Annotated in this window: 24 protein-coding genes and 1 pseudogene; 19 read left to right on the top strand and 6 right to left on the bottom strand. The window is 58.5% G+C overall.

Annotated features, from left to right (window positions below; genetic code table 11):
* The first annotated feature begins 173 nt into the window (after nt 1-173).
* The 5 genes from malK (at nt 174) to ubiA (ending at nt 5,258) form a co-directional block, all read left to right on the top strand.
* A complete protein-coding gene (malK, locus tag HMPREF1024_RS05410; RefSeq protein ID WP_002884743.1) occupies nt 174-1,283 on the top strand; it encodes a maltose/maltodextrin ABC transporter ATP-binding protein MalK in 1,110 nt (369 codons plus the stop codon).
* A gap of 83 nt (nt 1,284-1,366) precedes the next feature.
* A complete protein-coding gene (locus tag HMPREF1024_RS05415) occupies nt 1,367-2,656 on the top strand; it encodes a maltoporin (RefSeq protein WP_002884747.1) in 1,290 nt (429 codons plus the stop codon).
* A gap of 114 nt (nt 2,657-2,770) precedes the next feature.
* Nucleotides 2,771-3,694, top strand: coding sequence for a maltose operon protein MalM (malM, locus tag HMPREF1024_RS05420; protein WP_004151749.1), 924 nt, complete (start codon nt 2,771-2,773; stop codon nt 3,692-3,694).
* A 187-nt stretch (nt 3,695-3,881) separates the two neighbouring features.
* Nucleotides 3,882-4,379, top strand: a complete 498-nt coding sequence (ubiC, locus tag HMPREF1024_RS05425; protein WP_002884807.1) for a chorismate lyase — start codon at nt 3,882-3,884, stop codon at nt 4,377-4,379.
* A gap of 12 nt (nt 4,380-4,391) precedes the next feature.
* Complete coding sequence (gene ubiA, locus HMPREF1024_RS05430) at nt 4,392-5,258, top strand: 4-hydroxybenzoate octaprenyltransferase (protein ID WP_009309455.1); 867 nt, start codon at nt 4,392-4,394, stop codon at nt 5,256-5,258.
* Between the two features lie 48 nt (nt 5,259-5,306).
* Here the strand turns inward: ubiA and plsB are convergent, their stop codons facing one another.
* A complete protein-coding gene (gene plsB, locus HMPREF1024_RS05435; RefSeq protein ID WP_004178269.1) occupies nt 5,307-7,730 on the bottom strand; it encodes a glycerol-3-phosphate 1-O-acyltransferase PlsB in 2,424 nt (807 codons plus the stop codon).
* Nucleotides 7,731-7,858: 128 nt separating this feature from the next.
* On the opposite strand from plsB, the gene HMPREF1024_RS05440 reads away from it, so the two are divergent.
* The 3 genes from HMPREF1024_RS05440 (at nt 7,859) to dinF (ending at nt 10,344) form a co-directional block, all read left to right on the top strand.
* Nucleotides 7,859-8,227 carry a diacylglycerol kinase gene (locus HMPREF1024_RS05440; RefSeq protein ID WP_002884819.1) on the top strand — a complete coding sequence of 123 codons (369 nt, stop codon included), beginning with the start codon at nt 7,859-7,861 and terminating at the stop codon, nt 8,225-8,227.
* A gap of 122 nt (nt 8,228-8,349) precedes the next feature.
* Nucleotides 8,350-8,958 (top strand): transcriptional repressor LexA, encoded by a 609-nt coding sequence (lexA, locus tag HMPREF1024_RS05445; protein WP_002884822.1) that lies wholly within the window; start codon nt 8,350-8,352, stop codon nt 8,956-8,958.
* A gap of 69 nt (nt 8,959-9,027) precedes the next feature.
* Nucleotides 9,028-10,344, top strand: a complete 1,317-nt coding sequence (gene dinF, locus HMPREF1024_RS05450) for an MATE family efflux transporter DinF (protein WP_004151748.1) — start codon at nt 9,028-9,030, stop codon at nt 10,342-10,344.
* A 10-nt stretch (nt 10,345-10,354) separates the two neighbouring features.
* On the opposite strand, the gene HMPREF1024_RS31440 is transcribed toward dinF, so the two are convergent.
* Entirely contained in the window at nt 10,355-10,513 is a 159-nt protein-coding gene (locus tag HMPREF1024_RS31440) for a hypothetical protein (RefSeq protein ID WP_032423977.1), read from the bottom strand.
* Between the two features lie 65 nt (nt 10,514-10,578).
* Here HMPREF1024_RS31440 and HMPREF1024_RS05455 point away from each other — a divergent pair, with 65 nt between their 5' ends.
* On the top strand, nt 10,579-10,788 hold the full coding sequence (locus HMPREF1024_RS05455) for a CsbD family protein (protein WP_004151747.1): 210 nt from the start codon (nt 10,579-10,581) through the stop codon (nt 10,786-10,788).
* A gap of 95 nt (nt 10,789-10,883) precedes the next feature.
* On the opposite strand, the gene zur is transcribed toward HMPREF1024_RS05455, so the two are convergent.
* Nucleotides 10,884-11,399 (bottom strand): zinc uptake transcriptional repressor Zur, encoded by a 516-nt coding sequence (gene zur, locus HMPREF1024_RS05460; RefSeq protein ID WP_002884931.1) that lies wholly within the window; start codon nt 11,397-11,399, stop codon nt 10,884-10,886.
* A gap of 249 nt (nt 11,400-11,648) precedes the next feature.
* Between zur and HMPREF1024_RS05465 the strand changes: the two genes are divergently transcribed.
* The 3 genes from HMPREF1024_RS05465 (at nt 11,649) to pspG (ending at nt 13,618) form a co-directional block, all read left to right on the top strand.
* The gene (locus tag HMPREF1024_RS05465; RefSeq protein ID WP_002884935.1) at nt 11,649-12,137 is read left to right on the top strand and encodes a cupin domain-containing protein; all 489 of its coding nucleotides are present in this window, start codon (nt 11,649-11,651) and stop codon (nt 12,135-12,137) included.
* Between the two features lie 100 nt (nt 12,138-12,237).
* Nucleotides 12,238-13,236, top strand: coding sequence for a tRNA dihydrouridine(20/20a) synthase DusA (gene dusA / locus HMPREF1024_RS05470; RefSeq protein WP_025368550.1), 999 nt, complete (start codon nt 12,238-12,240; stop codon nt 13,234-13,236).
* Nucleotides 13,237-13,375: 139 nt separating this feature from the next.
* Complete coding sequence (pspG, locus tag HMPREF1024_RS05475; protein ID WP_004178271.1) at nt 13,376-13,618, top strand: envelope stress response protein PspG; 243 nt, start codon at nt 13,376-13,378, stop codon at nt 13,616-13,618.
* A gap of 181 nt (nt 13,619-13,799) precedes the next feature.
* Here pspG and HMPREF1024_RS05480 read toward each other — a convergent pair whose 3' ends face one another.
* Nucleotides 13,800-14,783, bottom strand: coding sequence for a quinone oxidoreductase (locus HMPREF1024_RS05480; protein ID WP_002884941.1), 984 nt, complete (start codon nt 14,781-14,783; stop codon nt 13,800-13,802).
* A gap of 169 nt (nt 14,784-14,952) precedes the next feature.
* Here HMPREF1024_RS05480 and dnaB point away from each other — a divergent pair, with 169 nt between their 5' ends.
* From dnaB to HMPREF1024_RS05510, 6 genes are all read left to right on the top strand, one after another.
* Complete coding sequence (gene dnaB / locus HMPREF1024_RS05485; protein WP_002884942.1) at nt 14,953-16,368, top strand: replicative DNA helicase; 1,416 nt, start codon at nt 14,953-14,955, stop codon at nt 16,366-16,368.
* Nucleotides 16,369-16,399: 31 nt separating this feature from the next.
* Nucleotides 16,400-17,479, top strand: a complete 1,080-nt coding sequence (alr, locus tag HMPREF1024_RS05490) for an alanine racemase (protein WP_002884943.1) — start codon at nt 16,400-16,402, stop codon at nt 17,477-17,479.
* Between the two features lie 176 nt (nt 17,480-17,655).
* Nucleotides 17,656-18,849, top strand: coding sequence for an aromatic amino acid transaminase (tyrB, locus tag HMPREF1024_RS05495; protein ID WP_002884946.1), 1,194 nt, complete (start codon nt 17,656-17,658; stop codon nt 18,847-18,849).
* A gap of 190 nt (nt 18,850-19,039) precedes the next feature.
* Nucleotides 19,040-19,753 (top strand): acid phosphatase AphA, encoded by a 714-nt coding sequence (gene aphA / locus HMPREF1024_RS05500; protein ID WP_004151745.1) that lies wholly within the window; start codon nt 19,040-19,042, stop codon nt 19,751-19,753.
* A 130-nt stretch (nt 19,754-19,883) separates the two neighbouring features.
* Nucleotides 19,884-20,300, top strand: a complete 417-nt coding sequence (locus tag HMPREF1024_RS05505) for a secondary thiamine-phosphate synthase enzyme YjbQ (protein ID WP_002884951.1) — start codon at nt 19,884-19,886, stop codon at nt 20,298-20,300.
* Between the two features lie 3 nt (nt 20,301-20,303).
* Entirely contained in the window at nt 20,304-20,660 is a 357-nt protein-coding gene (locus HMPREF1024_RS05510) for an MmcQ/YjbR family DNA-binding protein (RefSeq protein WP_002884953.1), read from the top strand.
* Here the strand turns inward: HMPREF1024_RS05510 and uvrA are convergent, their stop codons facing one another.
* Nucleotides 20,661-23,486 carry an excinuclease ABC subunit UvrA gene (gene uvrA, locus HMPREF1024_RS05515; protein WP_004146620.1) on the bottom strand — a complete coding sequence of 942 codons (2,826 nt, stop codon included), beginning with the start codon at nt 23,484-23,486 and terminating at the stop codon, nt 20,661-20,663. It abuts the gene before it with no gap.
* Nucleotides 23,487-23,737: 251 nt separating this feature from the next.
* On the opposite strand from uvrA, the gene ssb1 reads away from it, so the two are divergent.
* On the top strand, nt 23,738-24,262 hold the full coding sequence (ssb1, locus tag HMPREF1024_RS05520; RefSeq protein WP_004151744.1) for a single-stranded DNA-binding protein SSB1: 525 nt from the start codon (nt 23,738-23,740) through the stop codon (nt 24,260-24,262).
* Nucleotides 24,263-24,386: 124 nt separating this feature from the next.
* Here ssb1 and HMPREF1024_RS05525 read toward each other — a convergent pair.
* Nucleotides 24,387-25,966, bottom strand: a pseudogene (locus HMPREF1024_RS05525) (transporter substrate-binding domain-containing protein).
* Nucleotides 25,967-26,051 lie beyond the last annotated feature (85 nt).

Raw genomic sequence — 26,051 nt, 5'->3', positions numbered from 1 at the left:
GAAATCACGCTCCGCCCGCCATCCCCCGCGGCGAGAGCCAATCTCTCATCCTCCCATCTCCTCCCCCATAAAAAAGCCGGGGGGTGGAGGATTTGCCTGCGTAATGAATGCCGCATAGTCGACCCATCTTGAATGTGACTGTTAGTGACAGGTTGTAACGAAGGGAGAAGGGCATGGCGAGCGTACAGCTGCGAAATGTAACGAAAGCCTGGGGTGACGTGGTGGTATCGAAAGATATCAATCTCGATATCCACGAAGGGGAATTCGTCGTGTTTGTCGGGCCATCGGGCTGCGGCAAATCTACCCTGCTGCGTATGATTGCCGGGTTAGAAACTATTACCAGCGGGGACCTGTTTATCGGTGACACCCGCATGAACGAGATCCCACCGGCAGAACGCGGCGTTGGGATGGTATTCCAGTCTTATGCACTCTATCCCCACCTTTCCGTTGCGGAAAATATGTCGTTTGGCCTGAAGCTGGCCGGCGCGAAAAAAGATCTGATTAACCAGCGGGTGACTCAGGTTGCGGAAGTGCTGCAGCTGGCCCATCTGCTGGAGCGTAAACCGAAAGCCCTCTCCGGCGGTCAGCGCCAGCGCGTGGCGATTGGTCGTACGCTGGTGGCAGAGCCAAGCGTTTTCCTGCTGGATGAGCCGCTTTCCAACCTCGATGCCGCCCTGCGCGTCCAGATGCGTATCGAAATCTCCCGTCTGCATAAGCGACTGGGCCGCACCATGATCTATGTCACCCACGATCAGGTGGAAGCGATGACCCTCGCCGACAAGATCGTGGTCCTCGACGCCGGCCGTGTGGCGCAGGTTGGGAAACCGCTGGAGCTCTATCACTATCCGGCTGACCGCTTCGTTGCCGGCTTCATTGGTTCACCGAAGATGAACTTCCTGCCGGTCAAAGTCACCGCGACGGCTATCGATCAGGTGCAGGTTGAACTGCCGAACCGTCAGCAAATCTGGCTACCGGTGGACAGCGCCAACGTGCAGGCGGGCGCCAATATGTCCTTAGGTATTCGACCGGAGCATTTATTGCCCAGCGATATCGCCGATGTAACCCTTGAAGGCGAGGTCCAGGTCGTCGAACAGCTCGGTCACGAAACGCAAATTCATATCCAGATCCCCGCCATCCGTCAGAACCTGGTTTACCGCCAGAACGACGTGGTGTTGGTAGAAGAGGGAGCCACATTCGCTATCGGTTTGCCGCCAGAACGTTGCCATTTATTCCGTGAGGATGGCACCGCTTGTCGTCGGCTGCATAAAGAGCCGGGCGTGTAAGGCTTCCCATTAAAAAAGCGCGAACCCGGCTGGCGATATACCGGCGAAGCGTGCAAAGAAAAGCAATGATCTCAGGAGATAGAATGATGATTACTCTGCGCAAACTTCCTCTGGCGGTCGCCGTCGCAGCAGGCGTGATGTCTGCTCAGGCGCTGGCTGTCGATTTCCATGGCTACGCGCGTTCCGGCATTGGCTGGACCGGCAGCGGCGGCGAGCAACAGTGCTTCAAAGCGACCGGCGCTCAAAGTAAATACCGTCTTGGTAACGAATGTGAAACCTATGCGGAACTGAAGCTGGGCCAGGAGCTGTGGAAGGAAGGGGATAAGAGTTTTTATTTCGATACTAACGTTGCCTATTCCGTGAATCAGGAAGATGACTGGGAAAGCACCTCTCCGGCGTTCCGTGAAGCCAACATCCAGGGTAAAAACCTGATCGACTGGCTGCCGGGCTCCACGCTGTGGGCGGGTAAACGCTTCTATCAGCGTCATGACGTTCACATGATCGACTTCTACTACTGGGATATCTCCGGCCCGGGTGCAGGTCTGGAAAACGTTGACCTTGGCTTCGGTAAGCTCTCTCTGGCCGCTACCCGTAACTCAGAAAGCGGCGGCTCTTATACTTTCTCCAGCGATGACACCAAAAAATATGCTGCGAAAACTGCCAACGACGTCTTTGATATCCGTCTGGCGGGTCTGGAAACCAACCCGGGCGGCGTGCTGGAGTTAGGGGTCGATTACGGCCGTGCTAACCCGCAGGATGACTATCGCCTGGAAGACGGCGCGTCGAAAGACGGCTGGATGTGGACCGGTGAACATACTCAGTCTATCTGGGGCGGCTTCAACAAGTTTGTGGTTCAGTACGCCACTGACGCAATGACCTCCTGGAACAGCGGCCACTCTCAGGGGACCAGCATCGATAACAACGGCAGCATGATCCGCGTTCTGGATCACGGCGCGATGGACTTCAACGATGACTGGGGCCTGATGTACGTGGCAATGTACCAGGACGTGGATCTGGACAGCAAGAACGGTTCTACCTGGTACACCGTGGGTGTCCGTCCGATGTACAAATGGACGCCGATCATGAGCACCCAGCTGGAAATCGGTTACGACAACGTGAAATCCCAGCGTACCAGCGAAAACAACAACCAGTACAAAATTACTCTGGCTCAACAGTGGCAGGCAGGCAACAGCGTCTGGTCTCGTCCGGCTATCCGTATCTTCGCAACCTACGCGAAGTGGGATGAAAACTGGGGCTACAGCAACACCTCCGGTCTGCAGACGAAAGACAGCAGCGGAAGCGGCGCTTTCACCTCCAGCCGCGGTGACGACAGCGAAGTTACCTTCGGTGCCCAGATGGAAGTGTGGTGGTAATACCGTCCGCAGGACGGGTGTAACCTGGGAGGGGCGTCAGCCCCTCCTGATTATTCAGGGTTAGCGCGCTATTGCCTGGCTACCGCTAAACCGATGCTATCCAAGGTGAGAAGAATGAAAATGAAGAAAACTCTCGTCGCTCTGTGTTTATCCGCAGGGATGTTGGCATGCGTGCCGGGGATGAGCCTTGCCGATGTTAACTTTGTACCGCAGAACACCAGCGCCGCGCCGGCTATTCCAGCCAGCGCGCTGCAGCAGCTGATCTGGACGCCTGCCGATCAATCAAAGACGCAGAGCGTTGATTTAACTACCGGCGGTCAACGCCTGGATGTCCCGGGGATCGTCGGACCGGTCGCCGCCTGGAGCGTGCCGGCCAATATCGGTGAGCTGACCCTGACGCTCGACAGCGAACTGAACAAACATAAGCAGATTTTTGCGCCGAACGTGCTGATTCTCGACCAGAACATGACGCCCGCGGCGTTCTTCCCCAGCAATTACTTTACCTATCAGCAGCCGGGCGTGATGACCGCTGACCGCCTGGGCGGCGTGATGCGCCTGACCCCGGCGCTGGGCCAGCAAAAGCTCTATGTGCTGGTGTTTACCACTGAAAAAGATCTCCAGCAGACCACGACCCTGCTGGATCCGGCGAAAGCCTATGCCAAAGGCGCCGGCAATGCGGCCCCGGATATCCCGGATCCGATCGCTAAACATACCACCGATGGCGTGCTGAAGCTGAAAGTGAAAACTAATAGCACTTCCAGCGTGCTGGTGGGGCCGCTGTTCGGCTCCTCCGGCCCGGGTCCGGTAACCGTCGGCAACACCGCGGCGCCGGTAGCCGCGCCAGCCGCCGCCGCGGCGCCGGCCGCCAAAAGCGAACCGATGCTCAGCGATACCGAAACCTACTTCAACAATGGTATTAAGCAGGCGGTGAAACAAGGTGACATCGACAAAGCCCTGAAATTGATGAACGAAGCTGAGCGCCTCGGCTCGAAATCCGCTCGTTCCACCTTTATCAGCAGTGTAAAAGGCAAGGGGTAATCGTCTCCCCACAATGCTGATGTTTAGGCACAGCCTTTAGGTGCATCCTCCGGGATGCACCTTTTTTTGCACGCGCGGCAGCCTGTTGCATGGCTGTTGCGTGAATGATCGTATATTGACGTTTGCCCGCCACCAACCGCCTATTCTGCGATACAATGCTTTCATGTTATGTACCGGAGAATCAGGCATGTCCCATCCTGCGCTTACGCGACTGCGTGCGCTGCGCTATTTTGCCGTTATGCCATCCCTGCCGCCGCCGCTAAGTGACTGGCTGCTGCTGGAGGACTCAATGACCCAGCGCTTTGAACAACAAGGAAAGCAGGTCACCGTGACCCTGGTTAACGAAGGGTATATCGGCCGTGACGCGCTGACTGACGAAGCGGCGCTGCTGCCCGACGAGCCGCGCTACTGGCTGCGGGAGATTATACTCAATGCCGATGGCGAGCCCTGGCTGGCCGGGCGCACGGTGGCGCCGGAGTCGACGCTGTGTGGTCCGGAGCTGGCGCTACAGCAGCTCGGGCAAACTCCGCTGGGCCGATACCTGTTTACGTCGTCGACATTAACCCGCGATTTTATTGAAATTGGTCGCGATGCAGCGCTGTGGGGGCGTCGTTCCCGCCTGCGGCTGAGCGGCAAACCCCTGCTGCTGACCGAGCTTTTTTTGCCTGCGTCGCCGTTGTACTAAGAGGAAGAAAAAATGGAGTGGAGTCTGTCGCAGAATAAGCTGTTGGCGTTTCATCGCCTGATGCGCACTGACAAACCGATCGGCGCTTTGCTGCTGCTGTGGCCGACGCTGTGGGCGCTATGGGTGGCCTCGCCGGGCGTCCCGCCGCTGTGGATCCTGGCGGTATTCGTCGCCGGCGTCTGGCTGATGCGCGCCGCCGGCTGCGTGGTGAATGACTATGCCGACCGAAAATTTGATGGTTACGTAAAGCGTACCGCCCGCCGTCCGCTGCCGAGCGGCGATGTTACCGAGAAAGAGGCGCGAACGCTGTTTATCGTGCTGGTGCTGCTCTCTTTCCTGTTGGTGCTCACCCTCAACACCATGACCATTCTGCTGTCGGTGGCGGCGCTGGCGCTGGCGTGGGTCTATCCGTTTATGAAGCGCTACACTCATCTGCCGCAGGTGGTGCTGGGCGCGGCCTTTGGCTGGTCGATCCCGATGGCCTTCTCGGCCGTCAGCGAATCGCTACCGCTGAGCTGCTGGCTGATGTTCCTCGCCAATATTCTGTGGGCGGTGGCCTACGATACCCAGTATGCGATGGTGGATCGCGATGACGACGTTAAGATCGGCATCAAGTCGACGGCGATCCTGTTTGGCGAAAACGATCGTCTGATTATCGGTATCCTGCAGGTGGCCGTACTGGCGCTGATGGGCGCGGTGGGTTGGCTGAATGGGCTGGGCTGGGAATATTACTGGTCGCTGTTCGTGGCGGCGGGTCTGTTTGGCTGGCAGCAGAAGCTTATCTTCAATCGCGACCGCGATAACTGCTTCAAAGCGTTTATGAACAATAACTACGTCGGGCTGGTGCTGTTCCTCGGCCTGGCGATGAGCTATCTGTAACCTCCTGTCCGCTGCCCCCCGGCATTCCGGGGGGCAGCAAACGCCGCGTTACGCGTCGTCCTGCGTGACGCTCTCAATGGTCAGTCGGACATCCGACGTAATCAAATCCGCCAGCATCCGATAAACCTTCAGGGTCTCTTCCGGCTCGGCGTCGCCGGTGTCGCTGATATAGCCTTCATCGCGCAGGGTCAACACCAGGGTGCTGAACACCGCTTTGTCGAAGAACTCCGGCGCATTGATGCCGTGTAGCACCGACAGACGCTGGGCCACGGTGCGACTCTCTTTTTCCAGCGAGCTGCGGTTGATCGCCGGGTTAGCGCTCAGCAGCCAGAAGGTGATGGCATAGCGCTGCAGCGTCTCGCGGGCGCCAGCGGCCAGCAGCTGCAGGGAGCGAGAGTGCGACGGGTTGAGGCTCATGACATCGCCATCGACGACGATCAGCTCCTGACGCAGCATCTCGGCAATCAGCGCATCCACCACTCCGGCCAGCTCCGCTTTTTCCCAGCGCAGGAACAGCTCGGCCTTGAGGAACGGATAGAGTGTTTCCACATGACGCAGCACTTCGGCGCGGCTGAGATGACGATGCTGAGTCACCAGAGCGGCTAACAGCGACGGCATCACCAGCATATGGGCGATATTGTTGCGATAGTAGGTCATCAGCACCGCCTGCTCGCGCGGCAGGATGATGATGTCGCCAATGGTGTCCTTCTCCACTTCGAACTTGTTCATCTGCAGCGCATGATCGATGAGCTCGCTGGCTGAAGCGGATGGGGCGGTCGCATCCGGAGAATAGGGCACATTGCGCAGCAGCGCGAGGTAGCACTCTAACTGCTGGGTGAGCTGCTCACGGGTCAGCGAACGCTGGCGGGAGGCCAGTAGCGCCGTACAGCACAGGTTCATGGCGTTGGCCGCGCCGGCGTTATTGATGCGCACCATCAGGTCAGCGGCGATGCTATTCACCGTCGGCGTCAGCCAGGAGGGGCGAACCGCTTCGATCGGGTCGATCGCTTCCCGCCAATCCGGCACATGCTGGTTAAGATAGGTCATCAGCGGCAGCGGTTCGCCGAAGTTAACGTAACCCTGGCCCAGGTTGCGCAGCTTGCTTAAACCGCGCACCATCTGCGGCAGACTCTCTTTCTCTTTAGTGGCGCCGCGCAGCTCTTTGGCGTAGGTTCCTACCTCCATCACGTGCTCATAGCCGATGTAAATCGGCACCAGGGTGATCGGTCGGGTTCCGCCGCGCAGCATCGCCTGGATGGTCATCGACAGCGTACCGGTCTTCGGATCGAGCAGACGGCCGGTACGGGAGCGGCCGCCTTCGACGAAATACTCCACGGAATAGCCGCGGCTGAACAGTTCGCCAAGGTATTCGCGGAACACGGTGGAATAGAGCTTGTTACCCTTAAAGGTGCGGCGAATAAAGAAGGCGCCGAGGCGGCGGAAGATCGGTCCGGCCGGCCAGAAGTTGAGGTTGATGCCCGCCGCGATATGCGGAGGGACCAGCCCCTGATGGTACAGGACGTAGGAGAGCAGCAGATAGTCCATGTGGCTGCGGTGGCAGGGGACATAGACAATTTCATGGCCGTCGTGCGCCAGCTGGCGTACGCGCTCGGCGTTATGCACGTTGATGCCCTGGTACAGGCGGTTCCAGGTGAAGCCGAGAATGCGGTCGGTCAGGCGGATCATCTCGTATGAGAAGTTCGCCGCAATCTCTTCCATCAGCGCGATAGCGTTCTGCTGTGCCTTCTCGTGCGAAATTTTCTTGCTGCGCGCTTCGTCTTCCACCGCGCGGGCAATCGCTTTCGAGGCCAGCAGTTTATTAAACAGATCCTGGCGGGCCGGCAGACGCGGGCCAACGGCGGCCAGCCGCTGGCGGGCAAAATGCATGCGAGCGACGCGAGCCAGCTTCTGGGCGATGATCTTATCGGTACCGTGCTCATCCGCCATGCGGCGCAGCGAAACGGACGGCGAGAAGCGCACGAAACTGTCGCGGCCGAGCCAGGAGACGGCGAAAAATTTCTGAATGCCGTTCAGCATCCGCAGCGGCGGATTGACTTCTCCTTTCTCGCGACCCGGCGAACGGCCGAACATGACCGAAACCGGCACCATTTGCACATCGAGGTCCGGATGGTTGCGGTGCAGATCGAGGTAATCGTGGAACAGCTTGATGGACTCTTCTTTTGGCGTGTAATAAGTAAATACGCGCGGCCCACCGTGGATGAATACGTAACGCGGCAGCAGGGCGCCGTCGATTTCCAGCGGTTCAAGCGGGTCAGGTAAATCATGCGCCAGGCATTGGGCGCGCAGCGTCAGCAGGTCCGCCTTCGAATTATAGGGCAGGACGTACATGACCGGACGCGAGGTATCGAGTCCTAATTCCTGGGCAGGCTCTGCCGGAATAGACTTGCTTTTTACCAGCACCTGTAATGGTAAATTCAGTAATTTATAGTAAATTCGTTGCCAGCCGGACATAAACGATGTGAAGCCTCTGGTTAATCATGCAAATGCGCGGCAAGAATAACAGAAAGTGGGCAAAATTTCCGTTACCACGCGGCAAACGCGCACACTCATCGACGTCATTTACGTAAAAAGGTTTTGTGATGGCCAATAATACCACCGGGTTAACCCGGATCATTAAGGCGGCAGGTTACTCCTGGAAAGGATTTCGCGCGGCGTGGATCAACGAGGCTGCGTTTCGTCAGGAAGGCGTCGCCGCTATCGTGGCCGTCGCGGTAGCCTGCTGGCTGGACGTCGACGCCATCACCCGCGTATTGCTGATTGGCTCGGTCCTGCTAGTGATGATAGTCGAAATTCTCAACAGCGCGATTGAAGCGGTTGTGGACCGTATCGGCTCGGATTTTCACGAGCTTTCAGGGCGCGCCAAAGATATGGGGTCGGCGGCGGTTCTGCTGGCGATTATCATCGCGCTGATCACCTGGGGAACGCTGCTGTGGAGCCATTATCACTAACGTTCTTCGCTAACCCTCGCAAAATATGAACAATCCGCCGATTTTTGTGTGCCATGTGGTTCCAAAATCACCGTTAGCTGTATATACTCACAGCATAACTGTATATACACCCAGGGGGCGGAATGAAAGCGTTAACGACCAGGCAGCAAGAGGTGTTTGATCTCATTAGGGATCATATCAGCCAGACGGGCATGCCGCCGACGCGTGCGGAAATTGCTCAGCGCTTGGGGTTCCGTTCCCCAAACGCGGCGGAAGAACACCTGAAAGCGCTGGCGCGTAAAGGCGCGATCGAGATCGTCTCCGGCGCTTCTCGCGGTATTCGCCTGCTGACGGAAGAAGAGCAAGGCCTGCCGCTGATCGGCCGCGTCGCCGCCGGTGAGCCGCTGCTGGCGCAGCAGCATATTGAAGGCCACTATCAGGTCGACCCGTCGATGTTTAAGCCCAACGCCGATTTCCTGCTGCGCGTCAGTGGGATGTCGATGAAAGACATCGGTATTCTGGATGGCGATTTGCTGGCGGTCCACAAAACCCAGGATGTGCGTAACGGCCAGGTGGTTGTCGCGCGTATCGATGAAGAAGTGACGGTGAAGCGCCTGAAAAAGCAGGGCAATGTCGTTGAACTGTTGCCGGAAAACAGCGAGTTTTCCCCGATCGTCGTCGATCTGCGCCAGCAGAGTTTTACCATTGAGGGTCTGGCCGTTGGCGTGATCCGTAATGGAGAATGGCTGTAGCGCCTGCCTCTGCGCAGCGTCATCTGTTGCGTGACGCTGCGACGTTTTTCCTCAATCAGGTCCTCAAACATGCTGCTCAACGCTGCCGATAAAGCGCTGTGGCGTCTTGCCCTCCCTATGATTTTCTCCAACATCACCGTCCCGCTGCTGGGGCTGGTGGATACGGCGGTGATCGGCCACCTGGACAGCCCGGTATACCTCGGCGGCGTAGCGGTCGGGGCGACGGCCACCAGTTTCCTCTTCATGCTGCTGCTGTTCCTGCGCATGAGCACCACCGGGCTCACCGCTCAGGCCTGGGGCGCCAAAGATCCGCAGCGCCTGGCGCGGGCGCTGGTGCAGCCGCTGGCCCTGGCGCTGGGCGCCGGGGTGCTGATTATCCTGCTTCGCCTGCCGCTAATTGACCTCGCTCTGCATATTGTCGGCGGCAGCGAGGCGGTGCTTGAGCAGGCGAGACGGTTTCTCGAAATTCGCTGGCTCAGCGCCCCCGCCTCGCTGGCCAACCTGGTGCTGCTCGGCTGGCTGCTGGGCGTCCAGTACGCCCGGGCGCCGGTTATTCTGCTGGTGGTGGGTAATCTGTTGAATATTGTGCTCGATCTGTGGCTGGTGATGGGCCTGCGGATGAACGTCCAGGGTGCGGCGCTGGCCACGGTCACCGCGGAGTACGCCACCCTCATTATTGGCCTGCTGATGGCGAAGCGAGTGTTGACGCTGCGCGGCGTGTCGCTGGCGATGCTGAAAAACGCCTGGCGCGGGGATCTGCGCCGTTTATTGGCGTTGAATCGGGACATCATGCTGCGCTCTCTGCTGCTGCAGCTGTGCTTTGGCGCACTGACCGTGTTCGGCGCCCGTCTGGGCAGCGACATCGTGGCGGTTAACGCGGTACTGATGACCATGCTGACCTTTACCGCCTATGCGCTGGATGGCTTTGCCTATGCCGTGGAGGCTCACTCCGGCCAGGCTTACGGCGCGCGAGACGGTAGCCAGTTGCTGGAGGTGTGGCGGGCGGCCTGCCGGCAGTCCGGCATGGTGGCGCTGGCGTTTGCCCTGATTTACAGCCTGGCGGGGCAGTACATTATCGCGTTGTTAACCTCACTGCCTTCCCTGCAGCAGCTGGCCGATCGCTATCTGATCTGGCAGACGATCCTGCCGGTGGTCGGCGTCTGGTGCTATCTGCTGGACGGCATGTTTATCGGCGCGACGCGCGGCGCTGAGATGAGGAACAGTATGGCGGTCGCCGCGGCGGGGTTTGCCGTGACGCTGCTTACGCTACCGGTGCTTGGCAACCATGGTCTGTGGCTGGCGCTGGCGGTGTTCCTCGCCCTGCGCGGCCTGTCGCTGGCGCTGATCTGGCGTCGACACTGGCGACGCGGCACATGGTTTAGTTAGTCATCTCCCGTCATTGCCGCTGGCCGTGACCTTCCCCGGTCGCGCTACGCTTACAGGGCGATTCAATAGCCCGGCTCAGCGTGGCGCAAGCCGGGAACATCCTCTTCGCGTTATCCCGCGGTGCGATGGTTAAAAATTCCGAATAACGAATCGACGCCAGCATTCTCATCTATAGTTAATACCATGTCCGGCACAAAACGGGCTGTAAACCCACCGAATGATGAGGACGTTATTATGAATAAAGACGAAATCGGCGGTAACTGGAAACAGTTTAAAGGTAAAGCCAAGGAACAGTGGGGCAAACTTACCGATGATGATATGACCGTAATCGAAGGGAAGCGCGACCAGCTGGTCGGCAAAATTCAGGAGCGTTACGGCTATGAGAAAGATCAGGCTGAGAAAGAAGTCTCAGACTGGGAGCATAAGAACGACTATCGCTGGTAGCGTTCCTTGATCCGAAGAATGAAGCATTTGTGTTAGTGCCTGTCTGAATGGCGCACGGACGCGCCGTTAACCCTTTTTCCCGCTGCGGCAGCCGCTCAGCGGGCTTTCTTTTTGAGCTGAATAGTATGATCGTGCTGGCAGTGTCCCGGGGTGCTGCAGGCTTCGACTTCCACGCAGCCCGCGCAAAGCCCGTGAGCTTCTATCACATTGTGGCGCAGGGCAAACCCCATGCGGGCCGCCAGCGTATGCATGATATCTTCCACCCCTTCCGCAGCCTCTTCTTTTACCACGCCGCAGCGGTCGCAGATAAACATAGCCGAGCTATGGGTCGGCTGGTCGAACAGATGGCACAGCACATAGCTATTGGTTGACTCTACCTTATGGACAAAACCCTGCTCGAGTAAAAACTCCAGCGCACGGTAAACCGTCGGCGGCTTCGCCTGCGGCTCTTTCTCACGTAGCAAGTCCAGCAGATCGTAGGCGCTGATTGCCCCTTGCTGCAGGCTCATCAGGCGCAACACTTCCAGACGCTGTGGAGTCAGGCGTACGCCGCGCTGTGCGCAAAGCTTTTCAGCATGCGCTAACATCTCTTGCGAAGGGGTCTTATCCATGAGCATCCTCGGGTTGCGTGAATTTGAATCTGTTACTTTATCACGTTCCTCAGAAAACACCGAGAGCCGGCAGGTGATACGGGTCATACTTCAGGTTGTCGGCACCGGCGCCCGTCCCGAGCGCTGGCCGCTTATTCTCGAGCAGACTACGCCTTAGCCGCTCGCTAAAACCACCATGTCCGATTTAATCACAACACGCCCGACCCTGGGTATGCTATATCTGAAGTGTCTCATTTTCGGGAGAAAACGATGAAACGACCTGATTGCATTCGCCACTGGCGCGAACTGGAAGGGCCCGACGATGCTACTTATCCCGACAGCCCGGAGCGTTTTTCAATCGGCGCGCCGCTGGGGCGAGGTTTACGTCTCAACCGGCTGGGGATCCACCACGAGCGGCTGCCGCCCGGGCGGCGCACCTCTTATCCACACGCGGAGAGCGATGAGGAAGAGTTCATCTACGTGCTGGAGGGCTATCCGGAAGTGTGGATAAACGGCTATCTCTGGAAGCTGGAGCCCGGCGACAGCGTGGGTTTTCCCGCTGGTACCGGCATCTGCCACACCTTTCTCAATAACACCGAGCAGGAAGTTCGTCTGCTGGTGGTGGGCGAGGCCAACAAGAAGTACAACCGCATTTATTACCCGCTCAATCCCGGCTATGCCGCGACGCGCCAGGATCGTTGGGTTGACCATCCGCCGCAGTTCTTCGGTCCACACGACGGTAAGCCGCGGAAAAAGTAATCATTTCAGGTGAGGGGCGAAGCGCGGCGCACTATGCGCCTGTGGTGTATCTTTATGCTATAGTAGCGCCCCTTTTTACCCGGATGCTTATTTATTCGCCATGATGCCTGAATCAACGTCACCTGTTTTCCCTGCTCACCGCTTCTCCATCGCGCCGATGCTCGACTGGACCGACCGACACTGCCGCTACTTCCTGCGGCTGCTGTCGCGGCATACGCTGCTGTATACCGAAATGGTGACCACCGGGGCGATTATTCACGGCAAAGGGGACTATCTGGCCTATAGCGAAGAAGAGCACCCGGTTGCTCTGCAGCTCGGCGGCAGCGATCCCCAGGCCCTGGCGCAGTGCGCGAAGCTGGCCGAGGCGCGCGGCTATGATGAGATCAACCTCAACGTCGGCTGCCCCTCCGACCGCGTGCAGAACGGGATGTTTGGCGCTTGCCTGATGGGCAATGCGCCACTGGTGGCCGACTGCATCAAGGCGATGCGCGATGTGGTGTCGATTCCGGTCACGGTGAAAACCCGTATCGGCATTGACGACCAGGATAGCTATGAGTTTCTGTGCGATTTCATTGAGACAGTCTCCGGCAAGGGCGAGTGTGAGATGTTTATTATTCACGCCCGCAAAGCCTGGCTCTCCGGCCTGAGTCCAAAAGAGAACCGCGAGATCCCGCCGCTGGATTACCCCCGCGTCTGGCAGCTGAAGCGCGATTTCCCCCACCTTACGATGGCGATCAACGGCGGCATCAAATCGCTGGACGAAGCCAGAGCACAGCTTGAGCATATGGATGGGGTGATGGTCGGGCGTGAGGCCTATCAGAACCCGGGCATTCTGGCCTCGGTCGACCGTGAAATTTTCGGCGTCGCCGGCGCGGATGCCGATCCGGTAGCGGTGGTGCGAGCCATGTACCCCTATATTGAGCGCGAGCTCAGCAAGGGCACCTATCTGGGCCATATTACCCGCCATATGCTGGGGCTGTTTCAGGGGATCCCCGGCGCTCGCCAGTGGCGTCGCTACCTGAGCGAAAATGCGCATAAAGCCGGCGCCGATATTGCAGTGCTGGAGCATGCCCTGAAGCTGGTGGCAGATAAACGTTAATTTCTGACCAAAACCTGGTGAAATTGACCACGCCTCGCGCACCGTCGCGGGGCGTTTTGTTTTAAAGTCAAAAGCTTATGGTTGGCATGCTTTTTGTAATACCTGCAGAGTGAAGTATTCATTCTTTGGGGAGAGAACCATGCTGGAACTGCTATTTGTCATTGGATTTTTTGTCATGCTGCTGGTCACCGGCGTATCGCTGCTGGGGATTATCGCGGCAATCGTGGTGGCGACGGCGCTGATGTTCGTCGGCGGGTTGTTCGCCTTGATGATCAAATTACTGCCGTGGCTGCTGCTGGCGGTGGCGGCGGTGTGGATTATTCGGGCGCTGAAATCCCCGAACGGAAACGCTTTTCGCGACAATAACCGTTGGCGTTACTAAGGTATTGAGGGGTGCGTCACAACCTGAACAATTTTGCAGACAACCGCGTAGGCATTGCTGCGCAAATCTGTCACTATTAGCGCGTTAACGAATTCATCGCGCTGTACCCTACATACAGCCGAACTAAAAAAAGTAAGGGCTTCCCAGGTGGAAGCCCTAAACTTTTGCCCCTTCTGCCAACTTATGGCAGCAGCAAACTCGAACCCTGCGTCACCCGGCTCTCCAGAACTTCATGCGCCCGCCGCGCTTCGCTCAGCGGATAGATCTGACTTTCAGCCACGTCCACTTTAATCACCCCGCTGGCGATCAGCGAAAACAATTCACTGCAGGCTTCCTCCAGTTCTTCCCGGTTGGTGATATAGCCCTGCAGCGATGGGCGAGTGACGTACAGGGAGCCTTTTTGATTCAGGATCCCCAGATTAACGCCGGTCACCGGACCGGAGGAGTTACCAAAGCTGACCATCAGGCCGCGGCGCTGCAGACAGTCCAGAGAGGCCTCCCAGGTATCTTTCCCCACCGAGTCGTAGACGACGGCCACTTTCTTACCGTCGGTGAGCGCCTTGAGCCGCTCCACGATAGACTCCTCGCGATAGTTAATCACCTGCCAGGCGCCCGCCTCTTTGGCGCGCTGCGCTTTCTGCGCGCTGCCGACGGTACCGATAAGTTTCGCCCCCAGCGCTTTCGCCCACTGACAGGCTATCAGCCCCACGCCGCCAGCGGCCGCGTGAAACAGGAACATCTCATCAGGCTTAATTTCATAGGTTTTGCGCAGCAGATACCAGACCGTTAATCCTTTGAGGAACGACGCGGCGGCCTGTTCGAAAGAGATAGCGTCCGGCAGGACCGCCGCTTTGTCGGCCAGCACATTGTGTACCGTGCTGTAGGCGCCGAGCGCCGACTGGGCGTACACCACCCGATCGCCTACCTTAATATGCGTGACCCCATGGCCAACTTTACTGACGATGCCGGCCGCCTCGGTGCCCAGGCCGCTCGGCAGCGACGGCGGCGGATAGAGGCCGCTGCGAACATAGGTGTCGATATAGTTGATGCCGATGGCTTTGTTTTCGACCTGAATCTCATGTTCTGCGGGATCGCGTGGCGTGAACTCAACCGCCTGAAGCACCTCCGGTCCCCCGTGTTTCGAAAATTCGATGCGTGTTGCCATGTTCGCTCCTGTGTTGTTCCGAGATTATTCAGTAAGCTTAACAGCCTGCGCCGGCGGCGACGGATTTTCTTACCCGCCTCAGGCCTGCCACGCTTAATGGGTTCTTTAGCGGCAATGGCTTTCTCGCTATACTGTCACGCTCTTTTCCGGATCGGTGAAATGTTAGGCTATGGCAGGAAATAAACCCTTCAACAAACCACAGACAGAAACCCGCGAACGCGATCCGCAGCTCGCCGGGCTGAAAGTCCCGCCGCACTCGATTGAAGCGGAGCAGTCGGTGTTGGGCGGTTTAATGCTGGATAACGAGCGCTGGGACGACGTCGCCGAACGCGTCGTTGCCGACGACTTTTATACCCGTCCGCACCGTCATATTTTTACCGAGATGGCGCGCCTGCAGGAGTCCGGCAGCCCGATTGACCTGATTACGCTCGCCGAGTCGCTGGAGCGTCAGGGGCAGCTGGACAGCGTGGGCGGCTTCGCCTATCTGGCCGAACTGTCCAAAAACACGCCCAGCGCGGCTAACATCAGCGCCTATGCCGACATCGTGCGCGAACGCGCGGTGGTGCGCGAAATGATTTCGGTGGCCAACGAGATCGCCGAAGCCGGCTTCGACCCGCAGGGGCGAACCAGCGAAGATCTGCTCGACCTCGCCGAATCCCGGGTTTTCAAAATCGCCGAAAGCCGGGCCAACAAAGACGAAGGGCCGAAGAACATCGCCGATGTCCTCGATGCCACTGTCGCCCGTATCGAACAGCTGTTCCAGCAGCCCCATGACGGCGTCACCGGGGTCAATACCGGCTACGACGACCTCAACAAAAAGACCGCCGGCCTGCAGCCGTCGGATCTGATTATCGTCGCCGCCCGTCCATCGATGGGTAAAACGACCTTCGCGATGAACCTCGTGGAAAACGCGGCGATGCTGCAGGACAAACCGGTATTAATCTTCAGTCTCGAGATGCCCTCGGAACAGATCATGATGCGTTCTCTGGCCTCGCTGTCGCGCGTCGATCAGACCCGCATTCGTACCGGTCAACTGGACGACGAAGACTGGGCGCGGATCTCCGGCACCATGGGCATCCTGCTGGAAAAGCGCAATATCTATATCGATGACTCCTCCGGCCTGACGCCGACGGAGGTGCGCTCCCGCGCGCGGCGTATCGCCCGCGAGCACGGCGGCATCGGACTGATTATGATCGACTACCTGCAGCTGATGCGCGTGCCGTCGCTCTCCGACAACCGTACCCTTGAGATTGCCGAAATCTCCCGCTCGCTGAAGGCGCTGGCGAAAGAGCTGCAGGTGCCGGTGGTGGCGCTGTCGCAGCTTAACCGCTCGCTGGAGCAGCGCGCCGATAAGCGCCCGGTCAACTCCGACCTGCGTGAGTCCGGCTCTATCGAACAGGATGCCGACTTAATCATGTTCATTTACCGTGATGAGGTCTATCACGAGAACAGCGATCTTAAAGGCATCGCGGAAATTATCATTGGTAAACAACGTAACGGCCCGATCGGCACCGTGCGACTGACCTTTAACGGCCAGTGGTCGCGTTTCGATAATTATGCCGGTCCTCAGTATGATGATGAGTAATCCTTCCGCCTTCTTTTATTAAGGAATTCAAATGCAAGCGGCAACTGTAGTTATCAACCGCCGCGCTCTGCGACACAACCTGCAACGTCTGCGTGAACTGGCGCCCGCCAGCAAACTGGTTGCGGTAGTGAAAGCGAACGCCTACGGACACGGTCTTCTCGAGACCGCGCGAACGCTGACCGACGCCGACGCCTTTGGCGTCGCCCGCCTGGAAGAGGCGCTGCGCCTGCGAGCGGGGGGCATCGCCCAGCCGATCCTCCTGCTGGAAGGCTTTTTTGCTGCGGAAGACCTGGCGGTGATCGCCGCCCAGCGCCTGCATACGGCGGTGCATAGCCCCGAACAGCTGGCGGCGCTGGAGCAAGCCGATCTCCCCGAGCCGGTGACCGTGTGGATGAAGCTGGATACCGGCATGCATCGCTTAGGGGTGCGCCCGGAGGAAGCCGAGGCGTTTTATCAGCGTCTGAGCCAGTGTAAAAACGTCCGCCAGCCGGTGAACGTGGTGAGCCACTTCGCGCGCGCCGATGAGCCGACCTGCGGCGCCACCGAACGCCAGCTGGACATCTTCACCACCTTTACCGAAGGCAAGCCGGGCTTGCGCTCTATCGCCGCCTCGGGCGGCATTCTGCTGTGGCCGCAATCGCATTACGACTGGGTGCGCCCCGGAATTATCCTGTATGGCGTGTCGCCGCTGGACGATCGCTCCACCGGGAAAGATTTCGGCTGCCAGCCGGTGATGACCCTGACGTCCAGCCTGATTGCGGTGCGCGAGCATAAAGCAGGGGAGCCCGTCGGGTACGGCGGCACCTGGATCAGCGAACGCGATACCCGTCTCGGCGTGGTGGCGATGGGCTATGGCGACGGTTATCCGCGTGCGGCACCGTCGGGCACGCCGGTACTGGTCAATGGCCGGGAAGTGCCGATTGTCGGCCGGGTGGCGATGGATATGATCTGCGTTGACCTCGGACCGCAGGCCCAGGATAAGGCCGGCGACGCGGTAGTGCTGTGGGGAGAGGGGCTCCCGGTAGAGCGCATCGCCGAGATAACGAAAGTGAGTGCTTACGAACTTATTACGCGACTGACCTCCCGCGTCGCCATGAAATACCTCGACTAAGCCTCTGGCGTACCGGATAGCACAGAGGCTGATCCGGTACGCACCAGGCCTGCGGCGCTCAAAAAAGCGGTTTATACCGCTGCGCGGTCACTTTCCCCTCAACATCCTCTCGACCTGCCGTCATATCCGGTTTATTGTGTAAGAACCTGCCCCATGTAAACCTGGAGATACATCGCGTGTTTCAAAAAGTTGACGCCTACGCCGGCGACCCTATTCTTTCTCTGATGGAACGCTTCAAAGAAGACCCGCGAAGCGACAAAGTCAACCTGAGTATCGGGCTGTACTACAACGATGACGGCATTATCCCGCAGCTGCAGGCGGTGGCGGAAGCGGAAGCACGCCTGAACGCCGAGCCGCATGGCGCCTCGCTGTATCTGCCAATGGAAGGGTTGAGCGGCTACCGTCAGGCGATTGCGCCGCTGCTGTTTGGCGCAGAGCATACCGCGCTTAAGCAAAATCGCATTGCCTCTATTCAGACGGTCGGCGGTTCGGGCGCGCTGAAGGTCGGGGCCGACTTCCTCAAACGTTACTTTCCTGAGTCTCATGTCTGGGTCAGCGATCCGACCTGGGAAAACCACATCGCCATTTTTGAAGGGGCTGGCTTCGAAGTAAGTACTTACCCCTGGTTTGATAAAGCCACCAACGGCGTGCGCTTTGAGGACCTGCTGGCGACGCTGCAAACGCTGCCGGCCCGCGATATTGTGCTGCTGCACCCTTGCTGCCACAACCCGACCGGCGCCGACCTGACGCCAGCCCAGTGGGACCGCGTGGTTGAGGTATTGAAAGCGCGTCAGCTGATCCCCTTCCTCGACATCGCCTACCAGGGCTTTGGCGGGGGGCTGGAAGAGGATGCCTACGCTATTCGCGCCATCGCCAGCGCCGGGATGCCGATGCTGGTCAGCAACTCGTTCTCCAAAATTTTCTCGCTGTACGGGGAGCGCGTCGGCGGTCTGTCCGTGGTCTGTGAAGACAGCGAAACCGCGGGCCGCGTGCTGGGTCAGCTGAAGGCCACCGTGCGCCGCAACTACTCCAGCCCGCCAAGCTTTGGCGCGCAGGTGGTGGCGACGGTGCTGAACGATGCAGCTCTGAAAGCCACCTGGCAGGCGGAAGTGGACGCCATGCGCGCGCACATCCTGACCATGCGCCAGGCGCTGGTCGACGCGCTGCAGCAGGTTGCCCCGGGTAGCAAAGTGGATTACCTGCTCAAGCAGCGCGGGATGTTCAGCTATACCGGATTTAGCGCGGCGCAGGTGGATCGTCTGCGCGACGAGTTTGGCGTCTACCTGATTGCCAGCGGACGCATGTGCGTGGCGGGGTTAAACTCACGTAATGTTCAGCAGGTAGCGAAAGCTTTTGCCGCGGTAATGTAAGCCGCTCTCCAGCAGGTTGTCTCTGCCGGTCAACGGGCAGGGGCAACCCCCTCGGATGTGATCATCCTCTTTTTCTATGACATCTGCGCGAAAAAGGCTTTTCATCCATGCCGCCGGCGGGTAAGGTCGGGACGTTGATAAGCATGCACATTATTGAAAACAATAATGATTGATAGATTTAGGGATAAATATGCGCAAACTTACTCTCGCCCTTGCGGCGGCTTCTCTCCTGTTCACGCTGAACAGCGCCGTTGTGGCGCGCGCCTCCACGCCGCAGCCGCTGTGGGTTGGCACCAACGTGGCCCAGCTGGCCGAGCAGGCGCCGATCCACTGGGTTTCGGTGGCGCAAATTGAGAACAGCCTGCTGGGGCGGCCGCCGATGGCCGTCGGCTTTGATATCGATGACACCGTCCTCTTCTCCAGTCCGGGTTTCTGGCGCGGGCAAAAAACCTTCTCTCCCGGCAGCGAGGATTACCTGAAAAACCCACAGTTCTGGGAAAAAATGAACAATGGCTGGGATGAATTCAGCATGCCGAAAGAGGTGGCGCGCCAGCTGATTGCGATGCATGTGAAGCGCGGGGACAGCATCTGGTTCGTCACCGGCCGCAGCCAGACCAAAACCGAAACCGTTTCTAAAACCCTGCAGGATGATTTTCTCATCCCGGCCGCCAATATGAATCCGGTGATTTTCGCTGGCGATAAGCCTGGCCAGAACACCAAGACCCAGTGGCTGCAGGCGAAGCAGATAAAGGTTTTCTACGGCGATTCGGATAATGATATCACCGCCGCCCGCGAAGCGGGCGCCCGTGGCATCCGCGTGCTGCGGGCCGCCAACTCCTCCTATAAGCCGTTGCCGATGGCTGGCGCGCTGGGCGAGGAAGTAATCGTCAATTCCGAATATTGATGACCGCCTGAACGCGATAAACGGCAGCGACGGCGCTGCCGTTTTTTTATGCAAAATCAGGGGTGGAAGGTTTTACCTTTTCACGTATTGCTGCACACTTAGAAGGATTCATTCGCAAAAGGAGTCAATGATGTGGTATCAGCAAACCCTGACGCTTGGGCCAAAATCCCGCGGTTTTCATCTGGTCACCGACGAAATCCTTGGCCAGATCCGCGGGCTGTCCGGGGTGAAGGTTGGCCTGCTGCACCTCCTGCTCCAGCATACTTCCGCTTCCCTGACGCTCAACGAAAACTGCGATCCCACCGTCCGCTATGACATGGAGCAGTATTTTCTCAACGCCGTACCGGACAATGCGCCGTATGAACATGACTATGAAGGCCCTGACGATATGCCGTCGCACATCAAATCATCGATGCTTGGCGTGTCGCTAATGCTGCCGGTCGAGGACGGGCGCGTCAGGCTGGGAACCTGGCAGGGCATCTGGCTGGGGGAGCATCGGATACACGGCGGTTCGCGGCGCATCGTTGCGACGCTCATGGGGGAATAAAAGATGACAATTTCGGAGTTATTACAGTACTGCATGGCGAAACCGGGAGCAGAGCAGAGCGTCCACAGCGACTGGAAAGCCACGCAGATTAAGGTCTCAGACGTGCTGTTTGCCATGGTGAAGGAGGTTGAGGACCAGCGGCCGGCGGTCGCGCTGAAGGCGAGTCCGGAGCTGGCTGAGCTGCTGCGTCAGCAGCATCGCGATGTCCGGCCCAGCCAGCATCTCAATAAAGCGCACTGGAGCACCGTCTATCTGGATGGCTCGCTGCCGGATTCGCAAATCTACTACCTGGTCGATGCGTCTTATCAGCAGGCGGTGAAAATGCTGCCGGAGCCGGTCCGGCAGCAGCTTACCCGCTAATTATTTCAGCATGGGCTTGAGGAAGCGCGCGGTGTGCGAGGCTTCGCACTCGGCAACGGTTTCCGGCGTACCGGAGACCAGGATTTCGCCGCCGCCGCTGCCGCCTTCCGGGCCGAGATCGACAATCCAGTCGGCAGTTTTAATCACATCGAGGTTGTGCTCAATCACCACGATGGTATTGCCCTGATCGCGCAGCTGGTGCAGGACTTCCAGCAACTGCTGGATATCGGCGAAGTGCAGACCGGTGGTCGGCTCATCGAGGATATACAGCGTCTGGCCGGTACCGCGCTTGGACAGCTCGCGCGCCAGCTTCACGCGCTGCGCCTCGCCGCCGGACAGGGTCGTCGCCGACTGGCCAAGGCGGATATAGGTCAGGCCGACGTCCATCAGGGTTTGCAGCTTACGCGCCAGCGCCGGTACGGCATCAAAGAATTCACGCGCCTCTTCAATGGTCATATCCAGCACTTCGTGGATGGTCTTACCCTTGTACTTAATCTCCAGCGTTTCGCGGTTATAGCGTTTGCCTTTGCACTGGTCGCACGGCACGTAGATATCCGGCAGGAAGTGCATCTCAACCTTAATGACGCCGTCACCCTGGCAGGCTTCGCAGCGCCCACCGCGAACGTTAAAGCTAAAGCGCCCCGGCGTATAGCCGCGTGAGCGAGACTCCGGTACGCCGGCGAACAGCTCGCGCACCGGGGTAAACACCCCGGTATAGGTTGCCGGGTTGGAGCGCGGCGTCCGGCCGATCGGGCTCTGGTCGATATCGATCACTTTATCGAAATGTTCCAGCCCCTGGATATCGCGATACGGCGCTGGTTCAGCGATGGTCGCGCCGTTGAGCTGGCGCTGGGCAATCGGGAACAGGGTATCGTTGATCAGCGTGGATTTACCCGAGCCGGAGACGCCGGTGATGCAGGTAAACAGGCCCACTGGCAGGGTCAGCGTTACATCCTTCAGGTTGTTGCCGCGCGCGCCGGTCAGCTTGAGGACTTTCTCCGGGTTGGCGGGCACGCGCTGTTTCGGCACTTCAATTTTGCGTTTACCGCTCATGAACTGGCCGGTCAGGGATTCCGGGACCGCCATAATGGCCTCCAGCGGCCCTTCCGCTACTACCTGGCCGCCGTGAACGCCAGCGCCGGGACCGATATCGATCACATGGTCGGCGGCGCGAATGGCGTCTTCGTCGTGCTCAACGACGATCACCGTGTTGCCTAAATTACGCAGGTGGATCAGGGTGCCGAGCAGGCGTTCGTTATCGCGCTGGTGCAGGCCGATAGAGGGTTCATCCAGCACGTACATCACGCCAACCAGCCCGGCGCCAATCTGGCTTGCCAGACGGATACGCTGGGCTTCGCCGCCGGAGAGCGTTTCCGCCGAGCGGGAGAGCGTCAGGTAGTTGAGGCCGACGTTGACGAGGAATTTCAGACGATCGCCAATCTCTTTCAGCACTTTTTCGGCGATTTTCGCCCGCTGTCCGGAAAGCTTCAGATTGTTGAAGAAATCCATCGCATGGCCGATGCTCATATCGGAAATGGTCGGCAGCGGGGTGTTTTCCACAAACACGTGGCGCGCCTCGCGACGCAGACGCGTGCCGTCGCAGCTGGCGCACGGACGGTTGCTGATGAACTTCGCCAGCTCTTCGCGCACCGCGCTGGATTCCGTCTCTTTGTAACGGCGCTCCATGTTATGCAGCACGCCTTCGAACGGATGGCGGCGCACCGAGGTATCCCCGCGGTCATTCATGTATTTGAATTCAATACTTTCTTTACCTGAACCGTACAGCACCACTTTCTGCACGTTGGCGCTGAGGGTGCCCCATGGCGCTTCGACGTCGAATTTATAGTGCTCCGCCAGCGACTTCAGCATCTGGAAGTAGTAGAAGTTACGCCGATCCCAGCCGCGGATGGCGCCGCCCGCCAGCGACAGCTCGGGATTTTGCACCACGCGATCGGGATCGAAATATTGCTGCACGCCGAGGCCGTCGCAGGTCGGGCAGGCGCCCGCCGGGTTGTTAAAGGAGAACAGACGCGGCTCCAGCTCGCGCATGCTGTAGCCGCAGATCGGGCAGGCGAAGTTGGCGGAAAACAGCAGTTCTTCCGCTTTCTCATCATCCATATTAGCCACAATGGCGGTCCCGCCGGAGAGCTCCAGCGCGGTTTCGAACGACTCGGCCAGGCGCTGCGCCAGATCGTCGCGCACCTTGAAGCGGTCGATGACTACCTCAATGGTGTGCTTCTTCTGCAGCTCCAGCTTCGGCGGATCCGACAGATCGCAGACCTCGCCGTCGATCCGCGCGCGGATGTAGCCCTGACTGGCGAGGTTTTCCAGGGTTTTAGTGTGCTCGCCTTTGCGCTCTTTAATAATGGGCGCCAGCAGCATCAGGCGCAGGCCTTCCGGCTGGGCGAGGACATTATCGACCATCTGACTGACGGTTTGCGCCGCCAGCGGCACGTCGTGATCCGGACAGCGCGGTTCGCCGACGCGGGCGTACAGCAGACGCAGATAGTCGTGAATTTCGGTAATAGTACCCACCGTCGAGCGGGGGTTGTGAGAGGTTGATTTCTGTTCGATGGAAATCGCCGGCGACAGCCCTTCGATATGGTCGACGTCCGGCTTCTCCATCAGCGACAGGAACTGTCGCGCATAGGCGGAGAGCGATTCGACGTAGCGACGCTGGCCTTCGGCATACAGGGTGTCGAAAGCGAGTGAAGATTTGCCAGACCCGGAAAGCCCGGTGACGACAATGAGTTTGTCGCGCGGGATAACGAGGTTGATGTTTTTGAGATTATGGGTGCGGGCGCCCCGAACTTCGATCTTATCCATTCACCTTTCCCGGTAGGTAGATACACGGATTGCCTGGTTTGCTTGAAGGACAAACGGCAGAAACGGCTAATTATGACACAATTTAACCTGAATGAATATACAGTATCGGAATGCAAATTCGGGTCGAGTGTGCAACAATGCCGTAGCCGGGTACTATCTCTGGAATCAGCCTCGCAGCTATTAAAATGCTACGTGGAAATGGTACACTCGCGCGTTTACACTATTAAGAAACGTATTCAGGAGACACGAACATGGCCAGCAGAGGCGTAAACAAGGTGATTCTCGTCGGTAATCTGGGGCAGGACCCGGAAGTACGCTACATGCCAAGTGGCGGCGCTGTCGCCAACTTCACGCTGGCAACTTCCGAATCCTGGCGTGACAAGCAGACCGGCGAAATGAAAGAGCAGACCGAGTGGCACCGCGTTGTGCTGTTCGGCAAACTGGCGGAAGTCGCTGGTGAGTATCTGCGTAAAGGCTCTCAGGTGTACATTGAAGGCCAGCTGCGTACCCGCAAGTGGACCGATCAATCCGGTCAGGACAAATACACCACCGAAGTGGTGGTGAACGTGGGCGGCACCATGCAGATGCTGGGCGGCCGTCAGGGCGGCGGCGCACCGGCAGGCGGCGGCCAGCAGCAGGGCGGTTGGGGTCAGCCGCAGCAGCCGCAGGGCGGCAACCAGTTCAGCGGCGGCGCGCAGTCCCGTCCGCAGCAGCAGGCCCCGGCAGCGCCTTCCAACGAACCGCCGATGGACTTCGACGACGACATCCCGTTCTAAGGCTTGCCTTAGGCGCACTGTCTGCGCAGTCGAAAACAGAAAGCCCCGGTTTCGCCGGGGCTTTTTCTTTGTTATTCCTGCACCGTCATTTCAGGATGGAATTTGACCTACGGTAACGAGCGATTCAGATGACGGGCACCTGAGCGGTGGCGGCTGTCGCCACGCTGGGCTGCGGTTTGGCTGGCTGCGCCACCGGCTCCTGCCGCGGTACGGCCGTCGCTTTCTGTTTGCGGGCCATGTCATCGACGATCAGCCGATAGGCGATGTAATACTTATAGATATTGCTGACGTAGGTTACCGTCTCGGCGCCAATTTTTTCTGCCGCCATATTTTCGACGTTACCGAACCAGACGTTCGGGTCAAATCCTCGCTGTTTAGTCATGGTGCGCAGGCGGGCGATACGCGCCGGACCCGCGTTATAGGAGGCAAAGGTAAACAGCGCTTTATCGAGCCGGGTCATGGGCTCATCGGCATAGTACCGATCCATCATCCAGCGCATGTATTTCACGCCGGCATGGATATTGGGATCCAGCTGTTTAATATCGCCCACCTTCAGCTCTTTTCCAGTGCTGGGCATCACCTGCATAACGCCGATGGCGCCGACGTGGCTCCGTACCGACTGATTCAGCCGCGACTCCTGGTATCCCTGGGCCGCCATCAGCAGCCAGTCGACGTCGTAACGATCGCCGTACTTGCGGAAGACATCTACCATCGCGAGGAATTTGCGTCGTTCCTTACTCGCCGCGGCATTTTTGACATATTTAGCATTTTTCAGGTAACGCAGCAGGAGAGTATTGCCCAGCGTGGTGCCCTGACGATTCTTTTTGACGAAGTTGTTCAGTACCGTCAGCAGCTGCGAGCTGTCTTTGCGTACCGCCCAGGCAATGTCGCCGCCGTCGCGCAGCACCACATTGTCATGGACCTGAATTTTTGGAAACACCTGTTTCCAGAACAACGCTTTATGCTGATCGACGACGATCAGCGGAATCAGCCCGGCGTTGAGCATTTCCAGCAGATCTTCATCCTCCAGCGCTTCCGGCGCCGCCTCCAGTATCACCGGTGGGCGCGACTCACCGGCAAATCGGGCGTTCAGCGCTTGCAGGCTGTCGTAATAGCTGGAGGAGCGGCGAACAAAGACGGTTTGACCAGAGAGTTGCTCCAGGCTGTCGACCTTCGGTGAAGCCGGGCCGGAGATCAGTAATTCTTTCACGTTGCTGTAGAGCGGCTGGGCGAAATCGACCTGTGCTTCCCGCGAGGGCGTGATAGTCAGATTGGCAGCCGCAATATCGCCTTTACCTTCATTAAGCGCGATAAAGAGATTATCCCGACTGACCGGCACAAAAACGATATGCAGCTTCAGGTGGCGCTGTTTGAGCTTTTTATCCTTCGCTAGCTGTTTATTCAGCTCGTTTTCCAGCGCGATAAAAATGTCGTGCGTCGCCCCGCGCTGGGTGCCTTTATCAATAAAAAGAAGGTCTTGCTGTAGGTGGTTAATACCCGAATGGTACGACGGTCGATCATGCCAGGCAAATCGCCTCTCCATGGCCGTAGCATATCGTCGATATGAATCGATAGCGTGTTGTCTTCGGCTGCTGCCGGCGGCGCTTTTTCCGCCTCTACTGCCGGCAGCAGAGGAGCGAATAACAGTGTCGCGAGGCAGGTGAGCCAGGCGATAAACAGACGTGATAGCGAGTAGGCGTTCATGGAGGAATACTCCGCAGGGGATGTGATTATTTTAGCAGAACGGCCGCCGTTAGCTGGGAACGACAAGGGCGTAAAAAACATAACA

The sequence above is a fragment of the Klebsiella sp. 4_1_44FAA genome, from assembly GCF_000238715.1.
Lineage (GTDB): Bacteria > Pseudomonadota > Gammaproteobacteria > Enterobacterales > Enterobacteriaceae > Klebsiella > Klebsiella pneumoniae.
The sequence above is the reverse complement of the archived record's forward strand: the minus strand, read 5'-3'. Positions and strand labels throughout refer to the sequence as shown.